General features: G+C 68.3%; 22 protein-coding genes and 1 riboswitch. Of the genes, 16 read left to right on the top strand and 6 right to left on the bottom strand.

What is annotated here, in order from left to right; genetic code table 11:
• Nucleotides 1-124: 124 nt before the first annotated feature.
• The 3 genes from AK36_RS16025 (at nucleotide 125) to AK36_RS16015 (ending at nucleotide 3,797) form a co-directional block, all read left to right on the top strand.
• Nucleotides 125-889, top strand: coding sequence for a c-type cytochrome (locus AK36_RS16025; RefSeq protein WP_034192684.1), 765 nt, complete (start codon nucleotides 125-127; stop codon nucleotides 887-889).
• A gap of 19 nt (nucleotides 890-908) precedes the next feature.
• Nucleotides 909-2,207, top strand: coding sequence for a c-type cytochrome (locus AK36_RS16020; protein WP_014723593.1), 1,299 nt, complete (start codon nucleotides 909-911; stop codon nucleotides 2,205-2,207).
• A 129-nt stretch (nucleotides 2,208-2,336) separates the two neighbouring features.
• The gene (locus AK36_RS16015; protein WP_045578795.1) at nucleotides 2,337-3,797 is read left to right on the top strand and encodes a DEAD/DEAH box helicase; all 1,461 of its coding nucleotides are present in this window, start codon (nucleotides 2,337-2,339) and stop codon (nucleotides 3,795-3,797) included.
• Here AK36_RS16015 and AK36_RS16010 read toward each other — a convergent pair.
• The 3 genes from AK36_RS16010 to AK36_RS16000 all read right to left on the bottom strand — a co-directional run bounded on the left by AK36_RS16010 (nucleotide 3,791) and on the right by AK36_RS16000 (nucleotide 7,226).
• Nucleotides 3,791-4,300 carry a hypothetical protein gene (locus AK36_RS16010; protein WP_043291532.1) on the bottom strand — a complete coding sequence of 170 codons (510 nt, stop codon included), beginning with the start codon at nucleotides 4,298-4,300 and terminating at the stop codon, nucleotides 3,791-3,793. The two genes, AK36_RS16015 and AK36_RS16010, sit on opposite strands and share 7 nt — an antisense overlap.
• Nucleotides 4,301-4,367: 67 nt before the next feature.
• Complete coding sequence (locus AK36_RS16005) at nucleotides 4,368-5,195, bottom strand: ferritin-like domain-containing protein (RefSeq protein WP_045579431.1); 828 nt, start codon at nucleotides 5,193-5,195, stop codon at nucleotides 4,368-4,370.
• A gap of 390 nt (nucleotides 5,196-5,585) precedes the next feature.
• On the bottom strand, nucleotides 5,586-7,226 hold the full coding sequence (locus tag AK36_RS16000) for a gamma-glutamyltransferase family protein (protein WP_011885948.1): 1,641 nt from the start codon (nucleotides 7,224-7,226) through the stop codon (nucleotides 5,586-5,588).
• A 301-nt stretch (nucleotides 7,227-7,527) separates the two neighbouring features.
• Between AK36_RS16000 and AK36_RS15995 the strand changes: the two genes are divergently transcribed.
• Together AK36_RS15995 and AK36_RS15990 are read left to right on the top strand one after the other, a co-directional pair.
• Nucleotides 7,528-8,307 carry a DeoR/GlpR family DNA-binding transcription regulator gene (locus AK36_RS15995; protein WP_011885949.1) on the top strand — a complete coding sequence of 260 codons (780 nt, stop codon included), beginning with the start codon at nucleotides 7,528-7,530 and terminating at the stop codon, nucleotides 8,305-8,307.
• 300 nt (nucleotides 8,308-8,607) lie between these two features.
• Nucleotides 8,608-8,805: a hypothetical protein gene (locus tag AK36_RS15990; protein ID WP_011885950.1), complete on the top strand. Its 198-nt coding sequence runs from the start codon at nucleotides 8,608-8,610 to the stop codon at nucleotides 8,803-8,805.
• A 98-nt stretch (nucleotides 8,806-8,903) separates the two neighbouring features.
• On the opposite strand, the gene AK36_RS15985 is transcribed toward AK36_RS15990, so the two are convergent.
• The gene (locus tag AK36_RS15985) at nucleotides 8,904-9,272 is read right to left on the bottom strand and encodes a hypothetical protein (RefSeq protein ID WP_045578794.1); all 369 of its coding nucleotides are present in this window, start codon (nucleotides 9,270-9,272) and stop codon (nucleotides 8,904-8,906) included.
• Between the two features lie 161 nt (nucleotides 9,273-9,433).
• Here AK36_RS15985 and glpD point away from each other — a divergent pair, with 161 nt between their 5' ends.
• From glpD to AK36_RS15965, 4 genes are all read left to right on the top strand, one after another.
• Nucleotides 9,434-10,957: a glycerol-3-phosphate dehydrogenase gene (gene glpD / locus AK36_RS15980; protein ID WP_045578793.1), complete on the top strand. Its 1,524-nt coding sequence runs from the start codon at nucleotides 9,434-9,436 to the stop codon at nucleotides 10,955-10,957.
• A gap of 118 nt (nucleotides 10,958-11,075) precedes the next feature.
• Complete coding sequence (glpK, locus tag AK36_RS15975; RefSeq protein WP_011885953.1) at nucleotides 11,076-12,578, top strand: glycerol kinase GlpK; 1,503 nt, start codon at nucleotides 11,076-11,078, stop codon at nucleotides 12,576-12,578.
• Between the two features lie 92 nt (nucleotides 12,579-12,670).
• Nucleotides 12,671-13,387 (top strand): MIP/aquaporin family protein, encoded by a 717-nt coding sequence (locus tag AK36_RS15970; protein ID WP_011885954.1) that lies wholly within the window; start codon nucleotides 12,671-12,673, stop codon nucleotides 13,385-13,387.
• 533 nt (nucleotides 13,388-13,920) lie between these two features.
• A complete protein-coding gene (locus AK36_RS15965) occupies nucleotides 13,921-14,607 on the top strand; it encodes an HAD family hydrolase (protein WP_011885955.1) in 687 nt (228 codons plus the stop codon).
• A gap of 88 nt (nucleotides 14,608-14,695) precedes the next feature.
• Here AK36_RS15965 and ribB read toward each other — a convergent pair whose 3' ends face one another.
• Nucleotides 14,696-15,406 (bottom strand): 3,4-dihydroxy-2-butanone-4-phosphate synthase, encoded by a 711-nt coding sequence (gene ribB, locus AK36_RS15960; RefSeq protein WP_011885956.1) that lies wholly within the window; start codon nucleotides 15,404-15,406, stop codon nucleotides 14,696-14,698.
• Between the two features lie 118 nt (nucleotides 15,407-15,524).
• A riboswitch (FMN riboswitch) is annotated at nucleotides 15,525-15,673 on the bottom strand.
• 164 nt (nucleotides 15,674-15,837) lie between these two features.
• Complete coding sequence (locus AK36_RS15955) at nucleotides 15,838-16,530, bottom strand: helix-turn-helix domain-containing protein (protein ID WP_011885957.1); 693 nt, start codon at nucleotides 16,528-16,530, stop codon at nucleotides 15,838-15,840.
• Between the two features lie 404 nt (nucleotides 16,531-16,934).
• Between AK36_RS15955 and miaB the strand changes: the two genes are divergently transcribed.
• The 7 genes from miaB (at nucleotide 16,935) to lnt (ending at nucleotide 24,161) form a co-directional block, all read left to right on the top strand.
• Nucleotides 16,935-18,308 (top strand): tRNA (N6-isopentenyl adenosine(37)-C2)-methylthiotransferase MiaB, encoded by a 1,374-nt coding sequence (gene miaB, locus AK36_RS15950; RefSeq protein WP_011885958.1) that lies wholly within the window; start codon nucleotides 16,935-16,937, stop codon nucleotides 18,306-18,308.
• 33 nt (nucleotides 18,309-18,341) lie between these two features.
• Complete coding sequence (locus AK36_RS15945; RefSeq protein ID WP_011885959.1) at nucleotides 18,342-19,388, top strand: PhoH family protein; 1,047 nt, start codon at nucleotides 18,342-18,344, stop codon at nucleotides 19,386-19,388.
• 172 nt (nucleotides 19,389-19,560) lie between these two features.
• Nucleotides 19,561-20,337, top strand: a complete 777-nt coding sequence (ybeY, locus tag AK36_RS15940) for an rRNA maturation RNase YbeY (protein ID WP_041493888.1) — start codon at nucleotides 19,561-19,563, stop codon at nucleotides 20,335-20,337.
• A 14-nt stretch (nucleotides 20,338-20,351) separates the two neighbouring features.
• Nucleotides 20,352-20,984: a gamma-glutamylcyclotransferase gene (locus AK36_RS15935; RefSeq protein WP_011885961.1), complete on the top strand. Its 633-nt coding sequence runs from the start codon at nucleotides 20,352-20,354 to the stop codon at nucleotides 20,982-20,984.
• A gap of 70 nt (nucleotides 20,985-21,054) precedes the next feature.
• Entirely contained in the window at nucleotides 21,055-21,204 is a 150-nt protein-coding gene (locus AK36_RS33980) for a hypothetical protein (RefSeq protein WP_164716012.1), read from the top strand.
• Nucleotides 21,205-21,516: 312 nt separating this feature from the next.
• Nucleotides 21,517-22,404 carry an HlyC/CorC family transporter gene (locus tag AK36_RS15930; RefSeq protein ID WP_011885962.1) on the top strand — a complete coding sequence of 296 codons (888 nt, stop codon included), beginning with the start codon at nucleotides 21,517-21,519 and terminating at the stop codon, nucleotides 22,402-22,404.
• 56 nt (nucleotides 22,405-22,460) lie between these two features.
• Nucleotides 22,461-24,161 (top strand): apolipoprotein N-acyltransferase, encoded by a 1,701-nt coding sequence (gene lnt, locus AK36_RS15925; protein ID WP_045578792.1) that lies wholly within the window; start codon nucleotides 22,461-22,463, stop codon nucleotides 24,159-24,161.
• Nucleotides 24,162-24,265 lie beyond the last annotated feature (104 nt).

Here is a 24,265-nt window from a genome sequence, read left to right as displayed (position 1 = left end):
CGTCCTTTTGCCAAATAGCCGTCATTACCCATCGGTGATAGAATGCCGCGTCGCAGCAGCCCGGCTGTCCTGCCGTCCATGCGCCGAGCCGATCGTAGCCCGGACAGGTCCCCGACGAATAAACATGGAGTCTCGTGTGTCTTCAAGACGCCTCTTCCGTCCGCTGCTCGCCGTTCTGTTGATCGGCGGCGCGGGCCTTACGAGCGCTGCCCAAGCGCAGACCAAGCCCACGGAGCAAGCGCACGCGCAGCAGGCGCCGCTCAAGGCACCCGATACGATGGCCGAGCGCGTGCGCGGCTGTACCGCATGCCACGGCGTCCACGGCCAGGGCACCGACAACGACTACTTCCCGCGGCTTGCCGGCAAGCCGGCCGAGTACCTGTACAACCAGCTCGTCAACTTCCGTGACGGCCGGCGCAAGTACCCGCCGATGAACTACCTGCTGACGTACCTGAACGACGACTACCTGAAAGAGATCGCCGAGCACTTCTCGGCCGAGCGTCCGCCGTACCCGACGCCGGCCAAGCCGACGCTGCCGGCCGCCACGCTCGCGCGCGGCAAGCAACTCGTGATGCAAGGCGATCCGTCGCGCAAGCTGCCGGCCTGCGTGGCCTGCCACGGCGCGGGCCTGACCGGCATGCAGCCGGCGATCCCGGGTCTCGTCGGTCTGCACGCCGATTACCTGAGCGCACAGCTCGGCGCATGGCGCTCGGGCAACCGTCGCGCGAAGGCGCCCGACTGCATGCACGAGATCGCGTCGAAGCTGTCCGACGAAGACGTGACGGCCGTGACCGCGTGGCTCGCCGCACAACCGGCGCCCGCCAACCCCGTGCCGGCTCCGGCGCGTTCGATGAAGACTCCGCTCGCCTGCGGCAGCGAACCGCAATAAGGCAAGGGAGACAGACACAATGAAACGCAAGTCCCTGTTTGCACTCTCGGCCGTCGCGATCGTCGCGGCTGCCGCTCTCGTGCCCGTCCTGTGGCCCGGCAACGATACGCTGCACGGCGCTGCCGCCGTCGCCGCAACGCCGGCCGACCAGGCCGCGCTGATCAAGAAGGGCGAATACCTCGCGCGCGTCGGCGACTGTATCGCGTGCCACACGGTGCGCGGCGGCAAGCCGTTCGCCGGCGGCCTGCCGATGGCGACGCCGTTCGGCACGATGTACACGCCGAACATCACGCCGGACGACAAGGACGGCATCGGCAAGTGGACGTCGGACGACTTCTATCGCGCGATGCACACCGGCCGTTCGAAGGACGGCAGCCTGCTCTACCCCGGCTTCCCGTTCGCGAGCTACACGAAGGTCACGCGTGCCGATTCGGACGCGATCTACGCGTACCTGCGCTCGGTCGCGCCGGTGTCGGTGCCGAGCCGTCCGCACGAACTGAAGTTCCCGTTCAACAACCGCAACCTGCTGATCGGCTGGCGCACGCTGTTCTTCAAGGAAGGCGAATACAAGCCGGATCCGACCAAGTCGGTCGAATGGAATCGCGGCGCCTACCTCGTCGAAGGCCTCGGCCACTGCTCGATGTGCCACACGTCGATCAACATGATGGGCGGCCCGGTGAACTCCGCGGCGTTCGCCGGCGGCCTGATCCCGCTGCAGAACTGGTACGCGCCGTCGCTGACGAACGACAAGGAACTCGGCCTCGGCGACTGGCACGTGCAGGAGCTGTCCGACCTGCTGCAGGCCGGCGTGTCGCACCAGGGCGCGGTGTTCGGCCCGATGGCCGACGTCGTGCACAACAGCCTTCAGTACATGACCGACGAAGATACGCGCGCGATGTCGACGTACCTGAAGTCGATCCCGCAGAAGGCTGAAGCGCCGAAGAACATGCAATACGAGCCGTCGAAGCAGTTCGGCAACGCGCTGTTCGACCAGGGCAAGAAGATCTACGCCGACAACTGCGCGACCTGCCACGCCGAAAACGGCGCGGGCAAGCCGCCGGCCTATCCGCCGCTCGCGGGCAATCATTCGATCGTGATGGAATCGGCAGTCAACCCGATCCGCATGGTGCTGAATGGCGGCTATCCGCCGAGCACGTTCAAGAATCCGCGTCCGTACGGGATGCCGCCGTTCGCGCAATCGCTGTCGAACCAGGAAGTCGCGGCGGTCGTCACGTATATCCGGATGTCGTGGGGCAACAACGGTACGCCGATCTCGCCGCAACAGGTGAGCGACCTGCGTTCCGCGCCGCTTGACTAAATAACGCGCGACACAGACGGGGGCGCGGCTGCGGGAAACCGCAGCCGCGCCCCTTTGCTTTTGGCGACGTCACTTCCCCGCGCTGGCCGCGCGAGGCGTCGCCGATCATAAAACTCAAGAGTGGTATCTATGTCTTTCGAATCTCTCGGCCTGGCCGAACCGCTCGTCAAGGCGGTCAACGAGCTCGGCTACACGTCGCCGACCCCGATCCAGCAGCAGGCGATCCCCGCCGTCCTCGGCGGCGGCGACCTGCTCGCCGGCGCACAAACCGGCACCGGCAAGACCGCCGGCTTCACGCTGCCGATCCTGCAGCGGCTGCATACCTTCTACACCGAGCATCGCGGCGCAAAGCGTGCGGTGCGCGCGCTGATCCTCACGCCGACGCGCGAACTCGCCGCCCAGGTCGAGGAAAGCGTGCGCGCGTACAGCAAGTACGTGAAGCTGCGCTCGACCGTGATGTTCGGCGGCGTCAGCATCAATCCGCAGATCGACGCGCTCAAGCGCGGCGTCGACATCGTCGTCGCGACGCCGGGCCGTCTGCTCGACCACATGCAGCAGAAGACGATCGACCTGTCGGATCTCGACATCCTCGTGCTCGACGAAGCGGACCGGATGCTCGACATGGGCTTCATCCACGACATCAAGCGCGTGCTCGCGAAGCTGCCGCCGCGGCGGCAGAACCTGCTGTTCTCGGCGACCTTCTCCGACGAGATCAAGGCGCTCGCCGACAGCCTGCTCGATTCGCCGGCGCTGATCGAAGTCGCACGCCGCAACACGACCGCGGAAACCGTCGCGCAGAAGATCCACCCGGTCGATCGCGATCGCAAGCGCGATCTGCTCACGCATCTGATCCGCGAGCACAACTGGTTCCAGGTGCTCGTGTTCACGCGTACCAAGCACGGCGCCAACCGGCTCGCCGAGCAATTGACGAAGGACGGCATCAGCGCGATGGCGATCCACGGCAACAAGAGCCAGTCGGCCCGCACGCGCGCGCTGGCCGAGTTCAAGAACAACACGCTGCAAGTGCTCGTCGCGACCGACATCGCCGCGCGCGGGATCGACATCGACCAGTTGCCGCACGTCGTCAACTTCGACCTGCCGAACGTGCCGGAAGACTACGTGCACCGCATCGGCCGCACGGGCCGCGCGGGCGCGACCGGCGAAGCGGTGTCGCTGGTGTGCGTCGACGAGAAGCAGTTGCTGCGCGACATCGAGCGGCTGATCAAGCGCGAGATTCCGCAGGAAGTGATCGCGGGCTTCGAACCCGATCCGAACGTCAAGCCGGAGCCGATCCAGCAGCGTCGCGGCCAGCAGCCGCGCGGCGGCGGCAACGGTGGCGGCGGTGGCGGCGGCGGTGGGAATCGTCAGCCGCGTGCGGGCGGCTCAGGCCAGGCCGGCGCGAAGCGCGACGCCAACGCGCAGCCGAAGGCCGCGAAGGCGGCCAAGCCGCGCGCGGCCGGCGGTGCGAGCGGTAACGCCAACGGCGGCGGCCGCCCGGCCGGCGGCGGCAACGGCGCACGTCCCGCCAACGGCAATGCCGCGCACCCGAACCGCAACCGTTCGTCGCGCAGCGGCCAGCGCGGTCACTGAAGCCGCGCGGCCGCGCGCCGCAGGTGCTCGATCTGGCGTTGCCAGCGCGCGAGCACCTCGGCGCGCGTCTCCCCTTCCAGCGCGAACGTGACACCCGTCGCGAGACGCGCATAGCCGACCCGCTGCGCATCGCCGTGTGCGATCGTCGCAGCGAATCCGCGCAAGCCGCCGACATCCGCGTCGAGCGGTTCGATACTCAGTTGTGCCTGAAAGAACGCGCCGTCGGCGACGAGCGTCAGCGCGGCCGCGCGCCGCTGCGCGAGCGCGCGCGCCGCACGCGATTGCGGCCATAGCGCGAGCAGCAGCGTGTGTGCGTCGCGTGCGAAGATCTCGCCCGCGCTCAGCAGCGTCGTGCGCAGCTGGCCGTCGTCGGTCGCGACGAGCAGCGACGCCGCAACGTCGGCATGGCGCTCGAGCGCGGTGCCGTCGAACAGCGAGACGACGGCCGACGGCCACGCGTCGAACGTCCATTGTTCGAGCGCGTGGCGATGGGTATCGGTCATGATGGCGGGCCCGGTGGAAAGCGAAACACGAGGCGACAGCATACGCGCGACGGGCCGCGCCGGGGGCTCAGCGCATGAACACGTGCCGCGTGATCTTGGTGAGCGGATAGTGGACGCTCGGCTGGATCTTCGCGGGCAGGTCGAGCGGCTTGAGCAGCATCTTCACGCACATGTCGGCCGACAGATTGCGCCGCACGAGCGAGCTGATGCGTGCGGCGCGCTCGCGGTTGTACTGATTGTCGCCGACGCGATCGGGATAGCGCACCGCGAACACGTGGCGCAGCGCGATCTCGGAGTCCTCGTTCTTGATCTCCATCACGCGGCGCATCAGCGCACCGAGCACCGCGAGCCGGCCGTTTCCTTCGAGCTTGTTGTACTTCTTGAAGAACTTGAAGAAGTGCTTGTAGTGGCGCACTTCGTCCGAGCGGATGTTGTCGGTGATTTCCTTCAGCACGGGCTCGTCCGAGCATTCGTTGATCGCGCGATAGAGCGTGGCCGTGCCCGTCTCGACGACGCAGCGCGCGACCATCTCGAGCGCGCGGGTTTTCTCGAACGCGTCGACCGAGCAGGTCTTCGAATACTCGGCGAAGAAATTCGCGAACGCGGCATCCCAGTCGAACTCGGGCCACACGTGCGCGATGTACGCCTTCAGCGCGCGCCCGTGCTGCAATTCTTCGTGCTCCCACGCACTGTTGAGCCACGCGGATACTTCCGGATCGTCGTTGAAGAACTCGCTCAGATTGCTCGTGTAGAGATCCGAGCCGCTTTCGATGAACGACGACGCGCACAACAGCAGCAGCAGATCCTCGTTCGCGGCGGCACGCTGACGATCGATCCGGTTCAGATCGATGTCCTCGATACGCCACGGCATGACATGCGTCGTTTCAGTAGGCATGGTGTTGCGCTCCCAGTCGTCGCGCGGCGCGCCGGCCCTTCCCTTCGGCACCGGCCCGGCGCCCGCAGGCGACGTTTTGCTTGCATTTATAGTGACTTGGTCCGGCCGAACCATCCTGGCATCTTAGCCGGAGATTTATGTTCGTGCTTCAACCACTGACCGTACCCGGCGCGCGCAGTTCCACCCGCCATGTTGCGCTTCGTTAGACGGGTTCTTCGAACCCCGCACGTGCCACGACATGCGCCACGTCAAGCCGGCTGGTCGGCTGGTCGGCTGGTCGGCTGGTCGGCTGGTCGGCTGGTCGGCTGGTCGGCTGGTCGGCTGGTCGGCTGGTTGGCTGTTTTGCCGATCGCCCTCGGATCGGCGCCGCCACCGACTGGAAGCGTTCCGTCAGAAACCGGCGGCGAGGCCGTCGCGGCGGCTGTCGCTCGCGGCCACGTAGCCGCGCTCGGGATCGTCGGGATCGAGGCGCCAGACGAACTGCCCGGAGCCGAAATCCATGTAAGGATCGTCGACCGACTTGATCGTATGGCCGCGCGCGGCGAGCGCGTCGACGGTCTGCCGGTTCATCGTCGCCTCGACGTCGAGCGTGAAGTCGCGGTTGACCTTCCAGCGCGGCGCGCAGCACGCGGCCTGCGGCTGCTGGTGGTAGCCGAGCATCCGCACGATGGTCTGCAGATGGCCTTGCGGCTGCATGTCGCCGCCCATCACGCCGAAGCTCATCACCGCCTCGGTGCGCCCGTCGACCTGCTCGGTGACGAACGCCGGGATGATCGTATGGAACGGCCGCTTGCCGCCCGCGACCACGTTCGGCGAGCGCGGATCCATCGAGAAACCGTGCCCGCGGTTCTGCAGCGCAATGCCCGTGCCGGGCACGACGAGCCCCGAACCGAAGCCCATGTAGTTGGACTGAATGAAGCTCACCATCATCCCGCGCTCGTCCGCCGCCGACAGGTAGATCGTGCCGCCCGAATGCGGGCGGCCGGCCGCGAAGTGCGTCGCCCGCGTGCGGTCGATCAGCTTCGCGCGTTCGGCGAGATACGCGTCGTCGAGCATCTCGGCCGGCGTCACGTCCATCGCGCGCGGGTCGGCGACGTAGCGATAGACGTCCGCGAACGCGAGCTTCATCGCCTCGATCTGCAGATGCTGCGAATCGGCCGAATCGACGGGCCAGTCGGTCACGCCCACGTGCTCCGCGATGCCGAGCGCGATCAGCGCGGCGATGCCCTGCCCGTTCGGCGGAATCTCGTGGACCGTATGGCGGCCGAAGCGCTTGCCGATCGGCTCGACCCATTCCGGCCGGTACGCGCGCAGGTCGGCCTCGGTCAGCGCGCCGCCGCCTTCGCGCGCGAACGCCGCGAGCCGCGCGGCGAGCGCGCCTTCGTAGAACGCGCGCGGCCCGTCGTGGGCGAGCGTGCGCAGCGTCTGCGCATGGTCCGGCAGGCACATGCGCTCGCCGACGAGCGGCGCGCGCCCGCGCGGCATGAAGGTCTGGGCGAAGCCCGGCAGCGCGTGCAGCTCGGGCACGGCGGCCGCCCATTTGTGCGCGACGATCGGCGACACCGAATAGCCGCGCTCCGCGTGCTCGATCGCCGGTTCGAGCAGATCGGCGAACGGCAGCGAGCCGAACTTCGCGTGCAGCGCTTCCCAGCCGGCGATCACGCCCGGCACCGTGACGGTGTCCCAGCCGCGCGTCGGCTGCTTGGCGATGCCGTGCGCATCCTCGCCGTGACGCCGGCGGAAGTAGTCGGGATTCCACGCCGCCGGCGCGACGCCCGACGCGTTCAGCCCGGACAGCCGCTCGCCGTCCCATACGAGCGCGAACGCGTCGCCGCCGAGCCCGCACGACACCGGCTCAACCACCGTGATCGCGGCCGCGGCGGCCAGCGCCGCATCGACGGCGTTGCCGCCCTTCCACAGCATCCGCAGCCCGGCCTGCGCGGCGAGCGGATGCGACGTCGACACGACGTTGCGCGCGAATACGGGGATGCGGGTCGTCGGATACGGGTTGTGCCAGTCGAAGCCTGTCATGTCGGTTCCACCTCGTTGGAAGCTGGGATGAGCGCGCGGGGCGCGGGGTTCGGCCTCGGCTCGGGCTCGGACTCCGCTCGCGAGCCGTTCCAGCGCCGTTCCGGCCCCCACTCGAGCTCCCCGCCCCGCGCGCGAACGGTCCGTCATTGCAGCGCGATCCGCGTGCTCGCGCAAATTCATTTGCGACATGAAATCATGCACCTGCGAACTGTATCCGCGGCCGTGGTGCGCCGCCGGCCGCTGCGAACGCGGTTCGCGCCCTTACAATATCCGGTCCGCACCACGATTCGACCGCCGAGCCATGACCCGAGATCCCCGCCTCACCCTCAACGCGCGCCAGCAGGAATTGCTCGAATGGGTGCAGCGCGACGGCTTCGTGACCGTCGACGATCTCGCGTCGCACTTCGCGGTCACGCCGCAGACGATCCGCCGCGACGTGAACTGGCTCGCCGACCTGAACCTGCTGCGCCGCTACCACGGCGGCGCGAGCCTGCCGACCAGCTCGGAGAACGTCTCCTACACCGCGCGCCAGCGGATGTTCCACGACGAGAAGCGGCGCATCGCGGCGCTGGCCGCGTCGCACATCCCCGATCAGGCATCGCTGTTCATCAACCTCGGCACGACGACCGAGGAAGTCGCGCGCGCGCTGAATCGCCATCACGGCCTGCACGTGATCACGAACAACCTGAACGTCGCGTCGATGATGAGCGGCTACCCCGACTGCGAGGTGCTGATCACGGGCGGCATCGTGCGGCCGTGGGACAAGGGGATCGTCGGCGAGCTCGCGATCGACTTCATCCGCCAGTTCAAGGTCGACTACGCGATCATCGGCACGTCGGCGATCGAGGCCGACGGCACGCTGCGCGACTTCGACACGCGCGAGGTGCGCGTGGCCGAGGCGATCATGCAGCATGCGCGCACCGTCTACCTGGTCGCCGATCATTCGAAGGTCGGCCGTCCCGCGCTGGTGCGCCAGGGGCACCTGAGCCAGGTGCACGCGCTGTTCACCGACAAGCCGCTGCCGCCCGAGATGACCGACACGGTGGCCGCCGCCGGCACCCAGGTGTACGTCGCCGAATGACCGCCGCGATGCTGCACCGCACGCGAAACTTCAAGTGAAATCAAGAAGTTCGCGCGCCGGCCGAACCGCTTGCGGCGCGCGCCTGTGTCAAACGGAAAATTAACGGGGCACGATTTGTCGTTGCCCGCACGCTCGACTAGACTCCAGTTCCCCGGCCCGTCGCACGATCCGCTCCTGGCAGCGCATATGCGACATCCCGGCCGGCGAATGCAGCTTTTCCCCCCAAGCCCTACCCGCGGGGTATCGCGCACCGGCGTTCACGCCAGCCGCGCGGGCAGACCGGTTGCCATGGAGAGAACGATGCTGAGTCCGCATGAATTCGCCACGCTATTGCTTGTGAAGGACGCCCCCGACCAGGGCGACATGGAGCGCGATGAACTCGACGCGCTGCTCGAACAGCAACTCGTCCGGCTGGAAGGCCTGGGATCGGGACGCCGATATTGCGTGACCGAAACCGGCGACGCCGCGCTGCGATCCATCAAATACCGCTATTCATGAAGCGCCCGCCGCACCGCCGTTCCAGATGACCCGCGCGCCGGCCGGATTCCCGGCCGCGCCGCTTTCCGCCTCCCTGCCGCCCTTCGTGCGTTCGCGCGTCAGCCGCCGCGCAGCGTCGGATCGACCGTCGCGCGCCAACTGATGGCCTGCGCGCGTGCGCCGTTGAAATACGCGATCCACGCGGCACGCTGCGCCGAGTTCGGCGCCGCGTAGCGCGCTGAAAGTTCGTTTACGAACGCACAATAGTTCGTTTCCGTCAGCCCCCGATAGCGTTTCGCCACGTACGCGTCGTACAGCGTCGAATAGACCGGCACCGCGTCGTCGCCCCAATCGCGCGCGGCGCCGCCGCAGCTCGTCTCCAGGTCGACGAACGACGGCGCGCGCCAGTTGCCCGCCAGCGGCGGCACACCGACGCCGCACCCCGCCAGCAACACGGCGCACGCGCCCGCCCACATCCCAATACGCATGATTCACCTCGCGAAACGGTCGATTGCGTCAGTATCGCCCGCGGTCGCGCCGCGCGCCACTGGCCCGCTTTTTCGAACTTTACTTTTTCGATTCCGTTCGTTAAATTTCGAATTCGAACATTTCATGTTCGCCAATTTCCATCAGACGATAAGGACAGCAGGTGACACAACCGAATCGCTACGATCTGCTCGTCGTCGGCGGCGGCATCAACGGCGCCGGCATCGCGCGCGATGCGGCGGGCCGCGGCCTGTCGGTGCTGCTTTGCGAGCAGGACGACCTGGCGTCGCACACGTCGTCGTGCAGCACGAAGCTGATTCACGGCGGCCTGCGCTACCTCGAATACAACGAGTTCGGCCTCGTCCGCAAGGCGCTGCAAGAGCGTGAAACGCTGCTGCGCGCGGCGCCGCACATCATGTGGCCGCTGCGCTTCGTGATGCCGCATATGCCGAACCTGCGGCCGGCGTGGCTGATCCGCGTCGGCCTGTTTCTCTACGATCACCTCGCGAAACGCGAGCTGCTGCCCGGCTCGCGCGGCATCGACATGCGCCGCCACGCGGCCGGCGCGCCGCTGATCGACTCGATCAAGCGCGGCTTCGTCTATTCGGACGGCTGGGTCGACGACGCGCGTCTCGTGGTGCTGAACGCGCTCGACGCGCAGGAGCGCGGCGCCGAGATCCTCACGCGCACCAAGCTCGTGTCGGCGCAGCGCGTCGGCGACGCATGGGAAGCGCGGCTCCAGCTTGCCGACGGCTCGATGCGCGTCGTCCACGCCCGCGCGGTCGCGAACGCGGCCGGCCCGTGGGTCGGCGAGGTGCTGCACGGCGCGCTGGGCCGCGGCGCGCATCACAGCGTGCGGCTCGTGAAGGGCAGCCACATCATCACGCGCCGCCTGTTCGAGCACGACCACGCGTACATCTTCCAGAATCCGGACAAGCGGATCATCTTCGCGATCCCGTACGAACACGACTTCACGCTGATCGGCACGACCGACGTCGAATACACGAGCGATCCCGCGAAGGTCGCGATCGATCGCGACGAGACGCAGTATCTGTGCGAGTCGATCAATCGCTATTTCAAACGCAAGATCTCGCCGGCCGACGTGCACTGGACCTATTCGGGCGTGCGCCCGCTGCTCGAAGACGAAAACGCGGCGAACGCGTCGGCCGTCACGCGCGACTACCGGCTGGAGATGGACGACGGCGCCGGCGCGCCGCTGCTGTCGGTGTTCGGCGGCAAGATCACGACCTTCCGCAAGCTCGCGGAGGAAGCCGGCGACATGCTGTGCCGCGCGCTCGGCCGCGACGCGCCGACGTGGACGGCCGGCGCGCCGCTGCCCGGCGGCGACATCCCCGACGCGAAGTTCGACGCGTTCGCCGACGCGTTCGCGACACGCCACCCGTGGCTGCCCGCCGCGCTCGCGCGCCGCTATGCGCGCGCGTACGGCACACGCGCGGAGCGCATGCTCGACGGCGCGCAGTCGCTCGCCGAGCTCGGCGCCGAAGTCGCACCGGACCTGTTCGACGCGGAGCTGCGCTACCTGCGCGACGTCGAGTGGGCCACCTGCGCGCAGGACGTGCTGTGGCGCCGCTCGAAGCTCGGCCTGCACGTCGCGCCCGGCACGCTCGACGCGGTGACGGCCGCGCTCGACGCGTGGTTCACCGCCGCACACGCGCCGCACGCCTGACCCGTTTGCAGTTGCAGTTTGCATTTGCAGTGGCCTTACCGATGTCGATTCACCGACGCGCCGCGTAATATGCGGCGCGCATCACAACTACGCCGATCCACGGATGGAGATGAGAGACATGCAGGACCAGTACATCCTCGCGCTTGACCAGGGCACGACGAGCTCCCGCGCAATGCTGTTCGATCGCCAGGGCAACATCGTTTCGATCGCCCAGAAGGAATTCGAACAGATCTACCCGCAACCCGGCTGGGTCGAGCACGACCCGCAGGAAATCTGGTCGACGCAAGCCGGCGTCGCCGCCGAAGCCGTCACGCGCACGGGCCTGAACGGCACGTCGATCGCGGCGATCGGCATCACCAACCAGCGCGAGACGACCATCGTCTGGGATCGCGAAACCGGCCAGCCGGTCTACAACGCGATCGTGTGGCAGGACCGCCGCACCGCCGACTTCTGCGATTCGCTCAAGCAGCAGGGCCTCGAGGCGAAGGTGCGCGCGAAGACCGGCCTGCCGATCGACTCGTACTTCTCCGCGACCAAGATCCGCTGGATTCTCGACAACGTGCCGGGCGCGCGCGACAAGGCGCGCCAGGGCAAGCTCGCGTTCGGCACGGTCGACAGCTGGCTCGTGTGGAACTTCACGAAGCACGAGCTGCACGTGACCGACGTGACGAACGCATCGCGCACGATGCTGTTCAACATTCACACGCGCGAGTGGGACAGCGAGCTGCTCGAGCTGCTCGACATCCCGCGCAGCATGCTGCCGGAAGTGAAGGCTTCGTCGGAAATCTACGGCCATACGAAGACGACGGTGTTCGCGTCGAAGATTCCGCTCGCGGGCATCGCGGGCGACCAGCACGCGGCGCTGTTCGGCCAGATGTGCACGACCTCGGGCATGGTCAAGAACACCTACGGCACCGGCTGCTTCCTGATGATGAACACCGGCGACAAGCCGATCGAGTCGAGGAACAACCTCGTCACGACGATCGCCTGGCAGATCGGCGACGACGTGCAGTACGCGCTCGAAGGCAGCATCTTCATCGCGGGCGCGGTCGTGCAATGGCTGCGCGACGGGATGGGCATCATCAAGACGGCCGCCGAAATCGAAGCGCTGGCCGCGCGCGTGCCGCATACCGACGGCGTCTATCTGGTGCCGGCGTTCGCGGGCCTCGGCGCACCGCACTGGAATGCCCGCGCGCGCGGCTCGGTGTTCGGCGTCACGCGCGGCACGACGTCCGCCCATCTCGCGCGCGCGGCGCTCGACGCGATCGCGTATCAGTCGCTCGACGTGCTGGCCGCGATGGAAGCCGACTCGGGGATCAGCATCGGCGAGCTGCGCGTCGACGGCGGCGCGAGCGCGAACAACCTGCTGATGCAGTTCCAGGCCGATCTGCTCGGCGTCGACGCGGTGCGTCCGCAGATCACCGAGACGACCGCGCTCGGCGCGGCCTACCTCGCGGGCCTCGCGATCGGCTACTGGAAGAACCTCGACGAAGTGCGCAGCCAGTGGCAGCTCGATCGCCGCTTCTCGCCGTCGATGCCGAAGGAGCAGGTCAAGCAGTGCATGGCAGGCTGGCAGCGCGCGGTGCGCGCGGCCAAGGCGTGGGCCGACGACACGCAGTAAGCGCGGCGCTGGCCGCAACACGTCCAAACGAAATACAACAACACCGGCGGGCCGCGCAATGCGCGAGTCCGCCGCACTCCAAGAGAGACAACATGTCACCTTATATTGCGGAATTCATCGGCACGGCGATCCTCGTGCTGCTCGGCAACGGCGCGGTCGCAAACGTGCTGCTTGCGAAGACCAAGGGCAAAGGCGCGGACCTGATCGTCATCGTGATGGGCTGGGCGATGGCGGTGTTCGTCGCCGTCTACGTGACCGCGTCGTTCAGCGGCGCGCACCTGAATCCGATCGTCACGATCAGTCTCGCGCTGGCGGGCAAGTTCGCGTGGTCGAAGGTCGCCGGCTACGTCATCGCGCAGATGCTCGGCGGGATGGCCGGCGCGCTGCTCGTGTGGCTCGCGTATCGCCAGCACTTCGCGAACGAAGCCGACGCGGACCTGAAGCTCGCGGTGTTCTGCACGGCGCCCGCGATCCGCAGCACCACGCACAACGTGCTGACCGAAGCGATCTGCACGTTCGTGCTGATCCTCGGCGTGCTGTACCTTGCGTCGCCGCAGGTCGGCCTCGGCGCGCTCGACGCGCTGCCCGTCGGCCTGCTGGTGCTCGGCATCGGCATCTCGCTCGGCGGCCCGACCGGCTATGCGATGAGCCCGGCGCGCGACCTGTCGCCGCGCATCATGCACGCGCTGCTGCCGATTCCCGGCAAGCGCGACAGCGACTGGCGCTACGCGTGGGTGCCGGTGATCGGCCCGCTGCTCGGCGGCGCCGCGGCTGCCGGCCTGTATCTGCGCCTGCACGCGATGGCCTGAGCGCGGCGGCGGCGGCGGTTGGCGGTTGGCGGTTTCGAAACGGCGCGCGGCGGCCGCCGTCGCGCGCTTCATGAACTCCTCACGCGGCGTCACGGCGCAGTGCGCCGGTGACGCCCGCTGCTGCCGCCGCTGCCTGCGGCCAGCATCGCCGGTGGCGAACCGCGTCGCGTCACGGCGGTTCCGCATGCTCGTCAACGCGCATCCCGTTCACGCATGCCGACACCCGGCCGAAGCCACCCGCCGCGGCAGCCGTTCATCTACCTCGAAGCCGAATCTGGCCTGCCTCGCGCCCGGCATTGCGAGGGCGAGCCGCGTCGCGCCACGGCGGCCTCGCATGCGCAGCGACGCCAGGCCCGCCCCCGCATGCCGGCACCCAGCCGACGCCGCTCGCCGCAGTCGCCAATCATCTGCACCGAAGCCGAATCTGTCAGCCGCACGCCGCCGGCACATCCCCCAAGCCCGCTGGCCGCATCGCGAAAACACGTATCATGGCGGCACGTTCGGCGTCGCCGACACCCCGCATCTTCTTCATCATGCTCGATCACCTTATCTGCGACTGCGACGGCGTGCTCGTCGACAGCGAAGTCATCGCCGACCGCGTCCTGTTCGACACGCTGTCCGCCACGTTCCCCCACCTCGATTTCGAAGACGCTGCAAAGTCGGCCTTCGGCCAGCAGACGTCACGCTTTCTCGCGGGGCTCGAAGCGCGGTTCGGGATCAGGATGCCGGAGAACTTCATCGAAACCGTCGAGCACAACATCGAGACCGGTCTCGCGCAATCGCTCGCGCCGATCACCGGCGTGCGCGACGCGTTGATGCAGGTCGGCCTGCCGGCCGCGGTGGTATCGAACAGCCGGCTCGTGCGCGTGCGCAGCTCGCTCAAGCGCGCGGCACTCACCGAGATCTTCGGCGATCGCGTGTTCAGCTCCGAGCAGGTCGCGCGACCGAAGCCCTACCCCGACGTCTATCTGCATGCGGCGCAGACGCTCGGCGTCGAGCCGACGCGCTGCGTCGTCGTCGAGGACAGCGTGTCGGGACTGAACGCGGCGCGCGCGGCCGGCATGAAGACGATCGCGTTCGTCGGCGCGAGCCACATCCCGGACAACTACGCGGACGCGCTGCGCGCGATGGGCATCACGCGCATCATGCGCCGGATGGACGAACTGCCGGCGCTCGTCGCGGCCGGCGTACGCGGCGAATTCGGCGACGTGCAGTCCTGACGGTTGGCCGCCGCGCGATAAATCGACTGGTGCGCGCGGCTGCGCGCACGCGGTGCGCCGGGCGCAACGACGCGCCCGTGCGCCACGCTCAGGCCGGCTCGCAGCAGCGCTCGCGCGCGGCCGCCAGCGCCTCGCGGAATTCCACGAGTTCGGCGATCGTCAGCATCGGCAGCCCGTGCTGCTGCGCGAAGCGCTCGACGTCGTCGCCGCGCGTCATCGTGCCGTCCGGGTTCATCAGCTCGCACAGCACGCCGGCCGGCCTCAGGCCCGCGAGGATCGACAGATCGATCGTCCCTTCGGTGTGACCGCGGCGCGCGAGCACGCCGCCCGGTTGCGCACGCAACGGGAACACATGGCCGGGGCGGACGATGTCGTACGGCTTCGCATCGTCGGCGATCGCCGCGCGGATCGTCGTCACGCGGTCGGCCGCGGACACGCCGGTATGCACGCCTTCGCGCGCCTCGATCGACACGGTGAACGCGGTGCCGTTGCGGCTCTCGTTGGTCTGCACCATCGGCGGCAGCTCGAGCGCGCGGACCTTGTCGTCGGTCAGGCACAGGCACACGATGCCGCTGCACTCGCGGATCAGCAGCGCCATCGTCTCGGGCGTGATGCGCTCGGCGGCGACGATCAGATCGGCCTCGTTCTCACGGTCGTGATCGTCCTGCAACACGACCGCGCGGCCCGCGCGCAACGCGTCGAGCGCGGCGGCGATGCGCGGCGGCACCGGTTCGGATTCGAGCAACGGGAGATCGGCAAAGGCGTCGGCGGGTGCCGACGAAACGGACTTGAAGGACATGTGAAACGCTCCTCGCAATTACGATTTGGGCGAAAAACGTTTCAGGGCATTGCAAACAGACAGAACGACAATCCGCTACGCACGCACGGCGAAGCGGCCCTGACGGACATGACTATCTGCACATCTTCTCTCATCCGGACTATGACCGTCGGCTCTGGCATTCGACCAGATCTGCTGACCCCGCGCAGCTGCGCGGGCGCTCGCGGGCTCGCCGGCTTTCGCCAGCCTACCGCCGGTGGGGAATTTCGCCCCGCCCTGAAGACGCACTGATTGCCGGCCGGGACATCGATCCCGGAACCAGCGGGCAAAGCATACCTCAGCTGCAAACGCCGCGCAGCGAACCGCGGCTATACCCTTACCGGCGACACCGTCTAACGAAGTCGCCGCTACGGCCCGACGCCCGCCGCGGCAATCGCGGCGTTCGCGCGCAATCAGCCGGCCGCCGAGCCGGCCGCGGCCGCATCGCGCACGTGCCAGCGCGGCGGCGCCTCGGGGCCGACCGTCACGCGGAACGCGCGCGCATCGCTGTCGCCGGGGTTGCGCAGGCTGTACGGCTGGTCGGCGTCGAACACGATCGCGTCGCCGGTCGCGAGCAGCTGGCGACGGTCATGCACGCTGACTTCGAGCGTGCCCTCGCTGACCACCAGATTGATCGTCGTGCCGGGCGCACGCGGCGTGCCAGGCTCCGTATGCAGCGGCGCGATGCGCAGCTCGTGGAACTCGGCCGCGGCCGGTTCGCCTTCCGGATACAGCGCGCGCGCGGAAAAGCGGCCGTTCGAGCTGACGACGCGCACCGCGCGCTCGGCCGCCAGATGCTCGAAGCCGTTCACCGCGTGACGGCGCAGGAACGCGGCGACCGACACCTTCAGGGCCGCGGCGATCTTGCAGAGAACCTTGATCGACGGCACGCTGCGCGCGGATTCGATCTGCGCGAGCATCGCGCGCGACACGCCGGACAACCGCGCGAGCGCATCGAGCGACAGTTGCCGCTCGGCACGCAGGCGCGCGAGATTCACGCCGACGACGTGCTCGAGCGCGTCGAGCGAAGCGGACGTCCGCGCGCCGGCGGCGTCGCCGGACTCGAACGAAGACACGTCGCGCACCAGCGCCAGGGGTGTAGACATAGCATGACCTCCGGGCCGCGATGCGGCCCTGCAATGGGGTAAGCCGGAATCGGAGTGCGCCATGCACGGCGCGTATCGACACGCTATCACCGGGCCCGGAGCGGGCAAACGAAGTTATCTTCACACCGTTATCAGCAGCGCGGCGCAATGGGTGTTCCGCGCGACGTCTGTGCTCGCCCCTTGCCGGGATGGGGCCAGCAAGGGGCCGGAACGCACCGGCACGGCGGCGCGCGCCCGCAACCGGCCACCGGTCCGGCGGGCCGCGAAAAGCTATAATGGAAAGCTTTCCCGACGGCCTGTCCTGTCCCATGCGCGCCATATCATGCAGCGTGCATGCAGCGCGCGGCCGTCCCGATTCACCCTTGACGACGCCCCCAGGTCAACCACTGCGAACGGCGAACCCCATGACCAAGAAAGTTTACGTAAAGACCTTCGGCTGCCAGATGAACGAGTACGACTCGGACAAGATGGTGGACGTGCTGAATGCGGCCGAAGGCCTCGAGAAGACCGACACGCCCGAAGACGCGGACATCATCCTGTTCAACACGTGCTCGGTGCGCGAGAAGGCGCAGGAAAAGGTGTTCTCCGATCTCGGCCGCGTGCGCGAGCTGAAGGAAGCGAAGCCCGGCCTGCTGATCGGCGTCGGCGGCTGCGTCGCGAGCCAGGAAGGTGCATCGATCGTGTCGCGCGCGCCGTACGTCGACCTCGTGTTCGGCCCGCAAACATTGCACCGCCTGCCGCAGATGATCGACGCGCGCCGCGCGAGCGGCCGCGCGCAGGTCGACATCACGTTCCCCGAGATCGAGAAGTTCGACCATCTGCCGCCCGCGCGCGTCGAAGGCCCGAGCGCGTTCGTGTCGATCATGGAAGGCTGCTCGAAGTACTGCAGCTACTGCGTGGTCCCGTACACGCGCGGCGATGAAGTGTCGCGCCCGCTCGACGACGTGCTGACCGAAGTGGCCGGCCTCGCCGATCAGGGCGTGCGCGAAGTGACGCTGCTCGGCCAGAACGTGAACGCGTACCGCGGCGCGCTGAGCGCCGGCTCGGCCGACATCGCCGATTTCGCGACGCTGATCGAATACGTCGCCGACATTCCGGGCATCGAGCGGATCCGCTACACGACGTCGCATCCGAAGGAGTTCACGCAGCGCCTGATCGACACCTACGCGAAGGTGCCGAAGCTCGTGAGCCACCTGCACCTGCCGGTCCAGCACGGCTCCGACCGGATCCTGATGGCGATGAAACGCGGCTACACGGTGCTCGAATACAAGTCGGTGATCCGCAAGCTGCGTGCGATCCGCCCCGACCTGTCGCTGTCGACCGACATGATCGTCGGCTTCCCCGGCGAGACCGAAGACGACTTCGACAAGATGATGGCGCTCGTCCACGAGATGAGCTACGACACCAGCTTCTCGTTCATCTACAGCCCGCGGCCCGGCACGCCGGCCGCCAACCTGCACGACGACACGCCGCGCGAGGTCAAGCTCAAACGCCTGCAACATCTGCAGGCGACCATCGAGGAGAACGTCGCGCGCATCAGCCAGTCGATGGTCGGCAAGGTCGAGCGCATTCTCGTCGAAGGCCCGTCGCGCAAGGATCCGAACGAGCTGTCGGGCCGCACCGAGAACAACCGCGTGGTGAACTTCCCGGCACCGCTCGCATCGCACCCGCGCCTGATCGGCCAGATGATCGACGTGAAGATCAACCATGCGTACCCGCACTCGCTGCGCGGCGAGCTGCTGCTCGTGAGCGACGACGCGAGCGCGGCCACCCACTGACCGACTGACGTTCCACAGGAGCCCGACGCTACTTTGAAGACCGTCCAAGCACTGGAATTCACCGCACCGCGCGACGACAACGCGCGCCTCGCGAACCTCTGCGGCCCGCTCGACGAGAATCTGCGGCAGATCGAACAGGCGCTCGACGTGACGCTCGCGCGGCGCGGCCACCGGATCACGATCCGCGGCCGCGGCGCGAAGCTCGCACTCGCGGCGCTCGAGAACTTCTACAACCGCGCCCGCGATCCGCTGTCGGTCGACGACATCCAGCTCGCGCTGGTCGAAGTGCGTCACACCGCCGGCAACGGCCGGCAGCACACGGTCGACGTGCGCTTTCGCGGCGATCCCGACCATCCGTTCGACGAACCGGCGGCGGCGCTCGACGACGCCGCGCCCGACGAGGAGCCCGCGCCGAAGCTGTACACGCGGCGCGCCGACCTGCGCGGCCGCACGCCCGCGCAGCGCGAATACCTGAAGCAGATCCTGCAGCACGACGTGACGTTCGGCATCGGACCGGCCGGCACGGGCAAGACCTACCTCGCGGTTGCATGCGCGGTCGACGCGCTCGAGCGCGACCAGGTCAAGCGGATCGTGCTGACGCGCCCGGCCGTCGAGGCCGGCGAGCGGCTCGGCTTCCTGCCGGGCGACCTCGCGCAGAAGGTCGACCCGTATCTGCGGCCGCTGTACGACGCGCTGTACGACCTGCTCGGCTTCGACAAGACCGCGAAGATGTTCGAGCGCCAGATGATCGAGATCGCGCCGCTCGCGTACATGCGCGGACGCACGCTGAACCACGCGTTCATCATCCTCGACGAGGCGCAAAACACGACGCCCGAGCAGATGAAGATGTTCCTCACGCGGATCGGCTTCGGCTCGAAGGCCGTCGTCACCGGCGACACGAGCCAGGTCGACCTGCCGCGCGGACACAAGAGCGGGCTCGTCGAGGCGCAGCAGGTGCTCGGCGACGTGCGCGGGATCGCGCTCACGCGCTTCACGAGCGCGGACGTCGTGCGCCATCCGCTCGTCGCGCGCATCGTCGAGGCGTACGACGACTTCCACGCGCAACACAAGGACGCATGAGGACGCCTGACGACGCGTGACGCTGCTGCGGCGCCCGCGCGCCGCAGCAGCCACCGGCCCGGCCCGCCCGACGGCGCGCCGGGCATTTTTTCACCCGCGTCCGGACGCGGCGCATTCGGGTGCGATCGGCCGTTTGGTGTATCCTCAACGCGTTCCAATCGCCGCCCCAGTCATGAAATCATCCCGTTCTCGCAAGTCCGGGCGCGCGCAGTCTGCCGCGCCAGAATCCCCCCGTGTTTCCCTGTTCGATGCGAAGGGCAAGGCCCGGAGCGTCAACGCGCAAGGGCTGCGAATCGACTTCCCGGATGGCCGCAGCCTGATGTTCGACCTGTCGGGCAGCTCGGGCGACGCGGCCGTCGCGATCGTCGCTCAGCACAACGATCCGACCATGCGCGCGAAGCTCGCGCTGCAGCCCGAGCACTACGACAGCGTGACGCTGCACGTCGGCGCCGAACTCGCGCCGCGCGACGAAGAAATGGATGAAGGCGGCCGCGAACTGGAGTTCGAACTGTCCGTGCAATACGGCGACGAAATCACCGCCGAGCTGCGCAAGACGCTGCCGAAGCGCAAGCTGATCGCCGAATGGATCGAGCCGGCGCTGTTCGCGAGCGCGCAGCTCACCGTGCGCTTCGTCGGCGAGGAAGAAGGCCGCACGCTGAACGCCGGCTATCGCCACAAGGACTATCCGACCAACGTGTTGACGTTCGCCTACGATCCGGCGCCGGACGGCACCGTGATCGGCGATCTGGTGCTGTGCTGCCCGGTCGTCGAAAAGGAAGCGCGCGAGCAGAACAAGCCGCTCGCGGCCCACTACGCGCACCTGCTGGTCCACGGCGCGCTGCACGCGCAAGGCTACGACCACGAGACGAGCGACGCTGACGCCGCCGAAATGGAAGCGCTCGAAATCGACATTCTCGCGAAGCTGGGCTTCCCGAACCCGTACCAGTAAACGCCGTCCGCACCATGCACCACGCCGCGCTGCTGCCGCCCGCCTACCCGCCGTCGATCGGCGAGGGCCGGCTGCTGACGGAAGAGGAACTCGCCGCGTCGCTCGCGCACACGATGCGCGATTGGGACGGCCGGCAAGACCTGTGGCTGTTCGGCTATGGGTCGCTGATCTGGAACCCCGGGCTGCCGACGGTCGCCGCCGTGCGCGGCAAGGTGCACGGCTATCACCGCGGGCTCTATTTGTGGTCGCGCGTGAACCGCGGCACGCCCGAGCATCCGGGCCTCGTGCTCGCGCTCGATCGCGGCGGCTCCTGCGCGGGCATCGCATTCCGGATCGCGGGCCCGACCGCCCAGCCGCATCTCGAGACGTTGTGGAAACGCGAAATGCCGATGGGCTCGTACCGGCCCGCTTGGCTGCCGTGCTCGCTCGAGACCGGCGAACGCGTGCAGGCGCTCGCGTTCGTGATGCGCCGCGACGCGCCCACCTACACGGGCAAGCTGCCCGACCCCGTCGTGAAGGCGGTGTTCGACAGCGCGGCGGGCCGCTACGGCACGACGCTCGATTACGTGAGCCGCACCGTCGACGCGCTGCGCGCGAGCGGCATCCCCGATCGCGCGCTGGAAGCGCTGCTCTCGCGATGCCGGTGAGGCGCCGCACGCCGGTCCGCGCCGGGCGAGCGCGCCGCCGCGCCCCTGCATTCGAACCAGGATGGCCACGATGAAACCGTCAACCAGATCGCGCTGCATCGTCGCCGCGCTGCTGATCGCCGCGAGCGTCGCGGTGTCGGGCTGCGGAATGTTCGGCTGCGGCGGCGCCGCGACCAACGGCGCGGCCGCGGGCGGCTGCTCGGCCGGCATGCGCTTCTGACGCGGCGCCCGCCGGGCCGGCGCGACGAAATGCCGCCGCGCGGGCCTCGGGCCTCGGGCCTCGGGCCTCGGGCCTCGGGCCGCCGGCCGCACCCGCTCCCGCCCGGGTATTTTTGCCTTCGCTGCGCTGCCGGCCCTTTCTGAGATAGGATGGACCCGAAGCAGGGCCGCCGTGCCGCGCGCGGTCGAGTCCCGGCCGACGCGCGGGCCGCCCGGCCTGGCCGGACGGCCGGTGACACGGCCGCGCCATGCCCTTGGTGTATCCTTCCCTACTCCGTGACCGCGCGCCCCGGCATGATCCGGGCGCACCACCATGAACGATTCGTATCCCAGTCGTAAGCCAATCGACAAACCGCAAGAAAAGCGCTCGCTGCTCGAGCGCCTGACCGACTTCATCTCGCCCGAGCCGGAATCCCGGACGGAACTGCTGGAAATCCTCCAGGATGCGCACGAACGCAACCTGATCGACGCCGATTCGCTGTCGATGATCGAGGGGGTGTTCCAGGTGTCCGACCTGTGTGCGCGCGACATCATGGTGCCGCGTGCGCAGATGGACGCGATCAACATCACCGACAAGCCCGAAGATTTCATCCCGTTCGTCCTCGAGAAGGCGCACTCGCGCTATCCGGTGTTCGAGGAGAACCGCGACAACGTGATCGGCGTGCTGCTCGCGAAGGATCTGCTGCGCTTTTACGCCGAGGAAGAATTCGACGTGCGCGGCATGCTGCGCCCGGCGGTGTTCATCCCCGAATCGAAGCGCCTGAACGTGCTGCTGCACGACTTCCGCGTGAACCGCAATCATCTGGCGATCGTCGTCGACGAATACGGCGGCGTCGCGGGCCTGATCACGATCGAGGACGTGCTCGAGCAGATCGTCGGCGACATCGAGGACGAATACGACTTCGACGAAGAGGCCGGCAACATCATCTCGGCGCCCGACGGCCGCTACCGCGTGCGCGCGCTCACCGAGATCGAACAGTTCAACGAGACCTTCGGCACCGACTTCCCGGACGACGAGGTCGACACGATCGGCGGGCTGATCACCCATCATTTCGGCCGCGTGCCGCATCGCGGCGAGAAGCTGCAGCTCGGCAACCTCGTGTTCGAGATCCAGCGCGGCGATGCGCGGCAGGTCCACGTGCTGCTGGTGCGCCGCAACCCGCTCGCGAGCCGGCGCGCCGAAACCTCGCACGACGACTGACCTGACCGGCCGCGCCGGCCGCGCCTTCCTCAACCGCTCGCCCTCTTTCGCTTCACATGGACGATCCGATCCCGTCCCGCCCGGCTGGCGGCCTCCTCGCGCCCGCCCCCGGGCGCGCGCTGCCGCGCTGGCACTATCCGGCCGCGCTGCTCGCCGGCGCGGCCAATACGCTCAGCTTCGCGCCGACGCCGCACGGCGGCTGGCTGCAGCTCGCCGTATTCGTCTGGTTCTTCGCGCAGCTCACGCGCACGTCGAGCTGGCGCGGCGCCGCGCTCACCGGCGGCGCATTCGGGTTCGGCAACTTCATCAGCGGCATCTGGTGGCTGTACATCAGCATGCACGTGTACGGCGAGATGGCCGCGCCGCTCGCGGGCGGCGCGCTGGTGCTGTTCGCGCTGTACCTGTCGCTGTACCCGGCGTTTTCGGCCGCGTTGTGGTCGTTTTGCGCGGGCCACGCGTGGCATCGCCGCGCGCCCGACCCGCGGCCGTTCGCGCCGACGTGGCACGGCGCGTTCGCGTTCGCGAGCGCATGGGCGCTCGGCGAATGGCTGCGCGGCACCGTGTTCACCGGCTTTCCGTGGCTCGCGAGCGGTTACGCGCAGGTCGACGGGCCGCTCGCCGGGTTCGCGCCGGTCGTCGGCGTGTACGGGATCGCATGGGTGCTCGCGCTGTTCGCCGCGCTGGCCGTGCAGGCGCTCGTCGCCGCGCGCCGGCCGCGCACCGCCGAGCTTGGTGCTCCCGGCGCTGCACGCGCGCCCGCGATCCGGGCGGCCGCGCCGGCCATGCTGGCGGTCGCGCTGGCGGCGCTCGGCATCGGGCTGTCGCAGGCGAGCTGGACCGTGCCCGCGAACGCGCCGCTCACGGTGCGGCTGCTGCAGGGCAACGTGAAGCAGGACATCAAGTTCGAGCAGGAAGGCATCGACGCGGCGATCAAGATGTACACGCAGATGATCGTCGAGAAGCCGGCCGACCTGATCGTCACGCCGGAAACCGCGATCGCGGTGATGATCCAGGAGCTGCCCGAGCCGTTCGCCGTCGCGATCCGCAAGTTCAGCGACACGACGGGCTCGGCCGTGCTGTTCGGCGCGGTCGGCGCATCGGTGACGCCGGACGGCCATTACGTCGACTACACGAACAGCCTGTATGGCGTGACGCCGCATTCGCGCGACATCTACCACTACGACAAGCACCATCTCGTCCCGTTCGGCGAGTTCATTCCGTGGGGCTTCCGCTGGTTCGTCGACCTGATGAAGATGCCGCTCGGCGACTTCGCGCGCGGCGCACCGGTGCAGAAGCCGTTCCTCGTTCACAACCAGCCGGTGATGGCCGATATCTGCTACGAGGACTTGTTCGGCGAGGAGATCGCCGCGACGATCCGCGACAACCCGCAGCCGCCCGGCGTGCTCGTCAACGTGACGAACCTCGCGTGGTTCGGCGACACCATCGCGCTCGACCAGCATCTGCAGATCGCCCGCATGCGCGCGCTCGAAACCGGCCGGCCGATGCTGCGCTCGACCAATACCGGGATGACGGCCGCGATCGACGCACGCGGCCGCGTGCTCGGCCAGCTCAAGCCATACACGATCGGCTCGCTCGACGTGCGGATCGAAGGCACCAGCGGCTTCACGCCGTACGTGACGAGCGGCAACGCCGTCGTGCTCGCCGTGTCGCTGATGCTGCTCGCGTTCGGCTTCACGTTCGGGCCGGGGCTGCGCCGCCGCGAGCGGGCGATGCGCGACGGGGACGGCGACGTGTGAGCGGGGGTTGGTCGCTCGGACCGGCCGATCCATCTGAGCCCTCAGGCCAGTCGTTCAGGCTGATCGCTCAGACCAGCCGCCAATGCGAGCCGCTACCCCCAGCG

This window comes from Burkholderia vietnamiensis LMG 10929 (genome assembly GCF_000959445.1).
Lineage (GTDB): Bacteria > Pseudomonadota > Gammaproteobacteria > Burkholderiales > Burkholderiaceae > Burkholderia > Burkholderia vietnamiensis.
The sequence above is the reverse complement of the archived record's forward strand: the minus strand, read 5'-3'. Positions and strand labels throughout refer to the sequence as shown.

What these genes read in the sequence shown, in the direction of transcription:
- AK36_RS16025 (WP_034192684.1), top strand. Translation starts at nt 125, where the DNA reads ATGGAGTCTCGTGTGTCTTCAAGACGCCTCTTCCGTCCGCTGCTCGCC.
- AK36_RS16020 (WP_014723593.1), top strand. Translation starts at nt 909, where the DNA reads ATGAAACGCAAGTCCCTGTTTGCACTCTCGGCCGTCGCGATCGTCGCG.
- AK36_RS16015 (WP_045578795.1), top strand. Translation starts at nt 2,337, where the DNA reads ATGTCTTTCGAATCTCTCGGCCTGGCCGAACCGCTCGTCAAGGCGGTC.
- AK36_RS16010 (WP_043291532.1), bottom strand. Translation starts at nt 4,300, where the DNA reads ATGACCGATACCCATCGCCACGCGCTCGAACAATGGACGTTCGACGCG.
- AK36_RS16005 (WP_045579431.1), bottom strand. Translation starts at nt 5,195, where the DNA reads ATGCCTACTGAAACGACGCATGTCATGCCGTGGCGTATCGAGGACATC.
- AK36_RS16000 (WP_011885948.1), bottom strand. Translation starts at nt 7,226, where the DNA reads ATGACAGGCTTCGACTGGCACAACCCGTATCCGACGACCCGCATCCCC.
- AK36_RS15995 (WP_011885949.1), top strand. Translation starts at nt 7,528, where the DNA reads ATGACCCGAGATCCCCGCCTCACCCTCAACGCGCGCCAGCAGGAATTG.
- AK36_RS15990 (WP_011885950.1), top strand. Translation starts at nt 8,608, where the DNA reads ATGCTGAGTCCGCATGAATTCGCCACGCTATTGCTTGTGAAGGACGCC.
- AK36_RS15985 (WP_045578794.1), bottom strand. Translation starts at nt 9,272, where the DNA reads ATGCGTATTGGGATGTGGGCGGGCGCGTGCGCCGTGTTGCTGGCGGGG.
- glpK (WP_011885953.1), top strand. Translation starts at nt 11,076, where the DNA reads ATGCAGGACCAGTACATCCTCGCGCTTGACCAGGGCACGACGAGCTCC.
- AK36_RS15970 (WP_011885954.1), top strand. Translation starts at nt 12,671, where the DNA reads ATGTCACCTTATATTGCGGAATTCATCGGCACGGCGATCCTCGTGCTG.
- AK36_RS15965 (WP_011885955.1), top strand. Translation starts at nt 13,921, where the DNA reads ATGCTCGATCACCTTATCTGCGACTGCGACGGCGTGCTCGTCGACAGC.
- ribB (WP_011885956.1), bottom strand. Translation starts at nt 15,406, where the DNA reads ATGTCCTTCAAGTCCGTTTCGTCGGCACCCGCCGACGCCTTTGCCGAT.
- AK36_RS15955 (WP_011885957.1), bottom strand. Translation starts at nt 16,530, where the DNA reads ATGTCTACACCCCTGGCGCTGGTGCGCGACGTGTCTTCGTTCGAGTCC.
- miaB (WP_011885958.1), top strand. Translation starts at nt 16,935, where the DNA reads ATGACCAAGAAAGTTTACGTAAAGACCTTCGGCTGCCAGATGAACGAG.
- ybeY (WP_041493888.1), top strand. Translation starts at nt 19,561, where the DNA reads ATGAAATCATCCCGTTCTCGCAAGTCCGGGCGCGCGCAGTCTGCCGCG.
- AK36_RS15935 (WP_011885961.1), top strand. Translation starts at nt 20,352, where the DNA reads ATGCACCACGCCGCGCTGCTGCCGCCCGCCTACCCGCCGTCGATCGGC.
- AK36_RS33980 (WP_164716012.1), top strand. Translation starts at nt 21,055, where the DNA reads ATGAAACCGTCAACCAGATCGCGCTGCATCGTCGCCGCGCTGCTGATC.
- AK36_RS15930 (WP_011885962.1), top strand. Translation starts at nt 21,517, where the DNA reads ATGAACGATTCGTATCCCAGTCGTAAGCCAATCGACAAACCGCAAGAA.
- lnt (WP_045578792.1), top strand. Translation starts at nt 22,461, where the DNA reads ATGGACGATCCGATCCCGTCCCGCCCGGCTGGCGGCCTCCTCGCGCCC.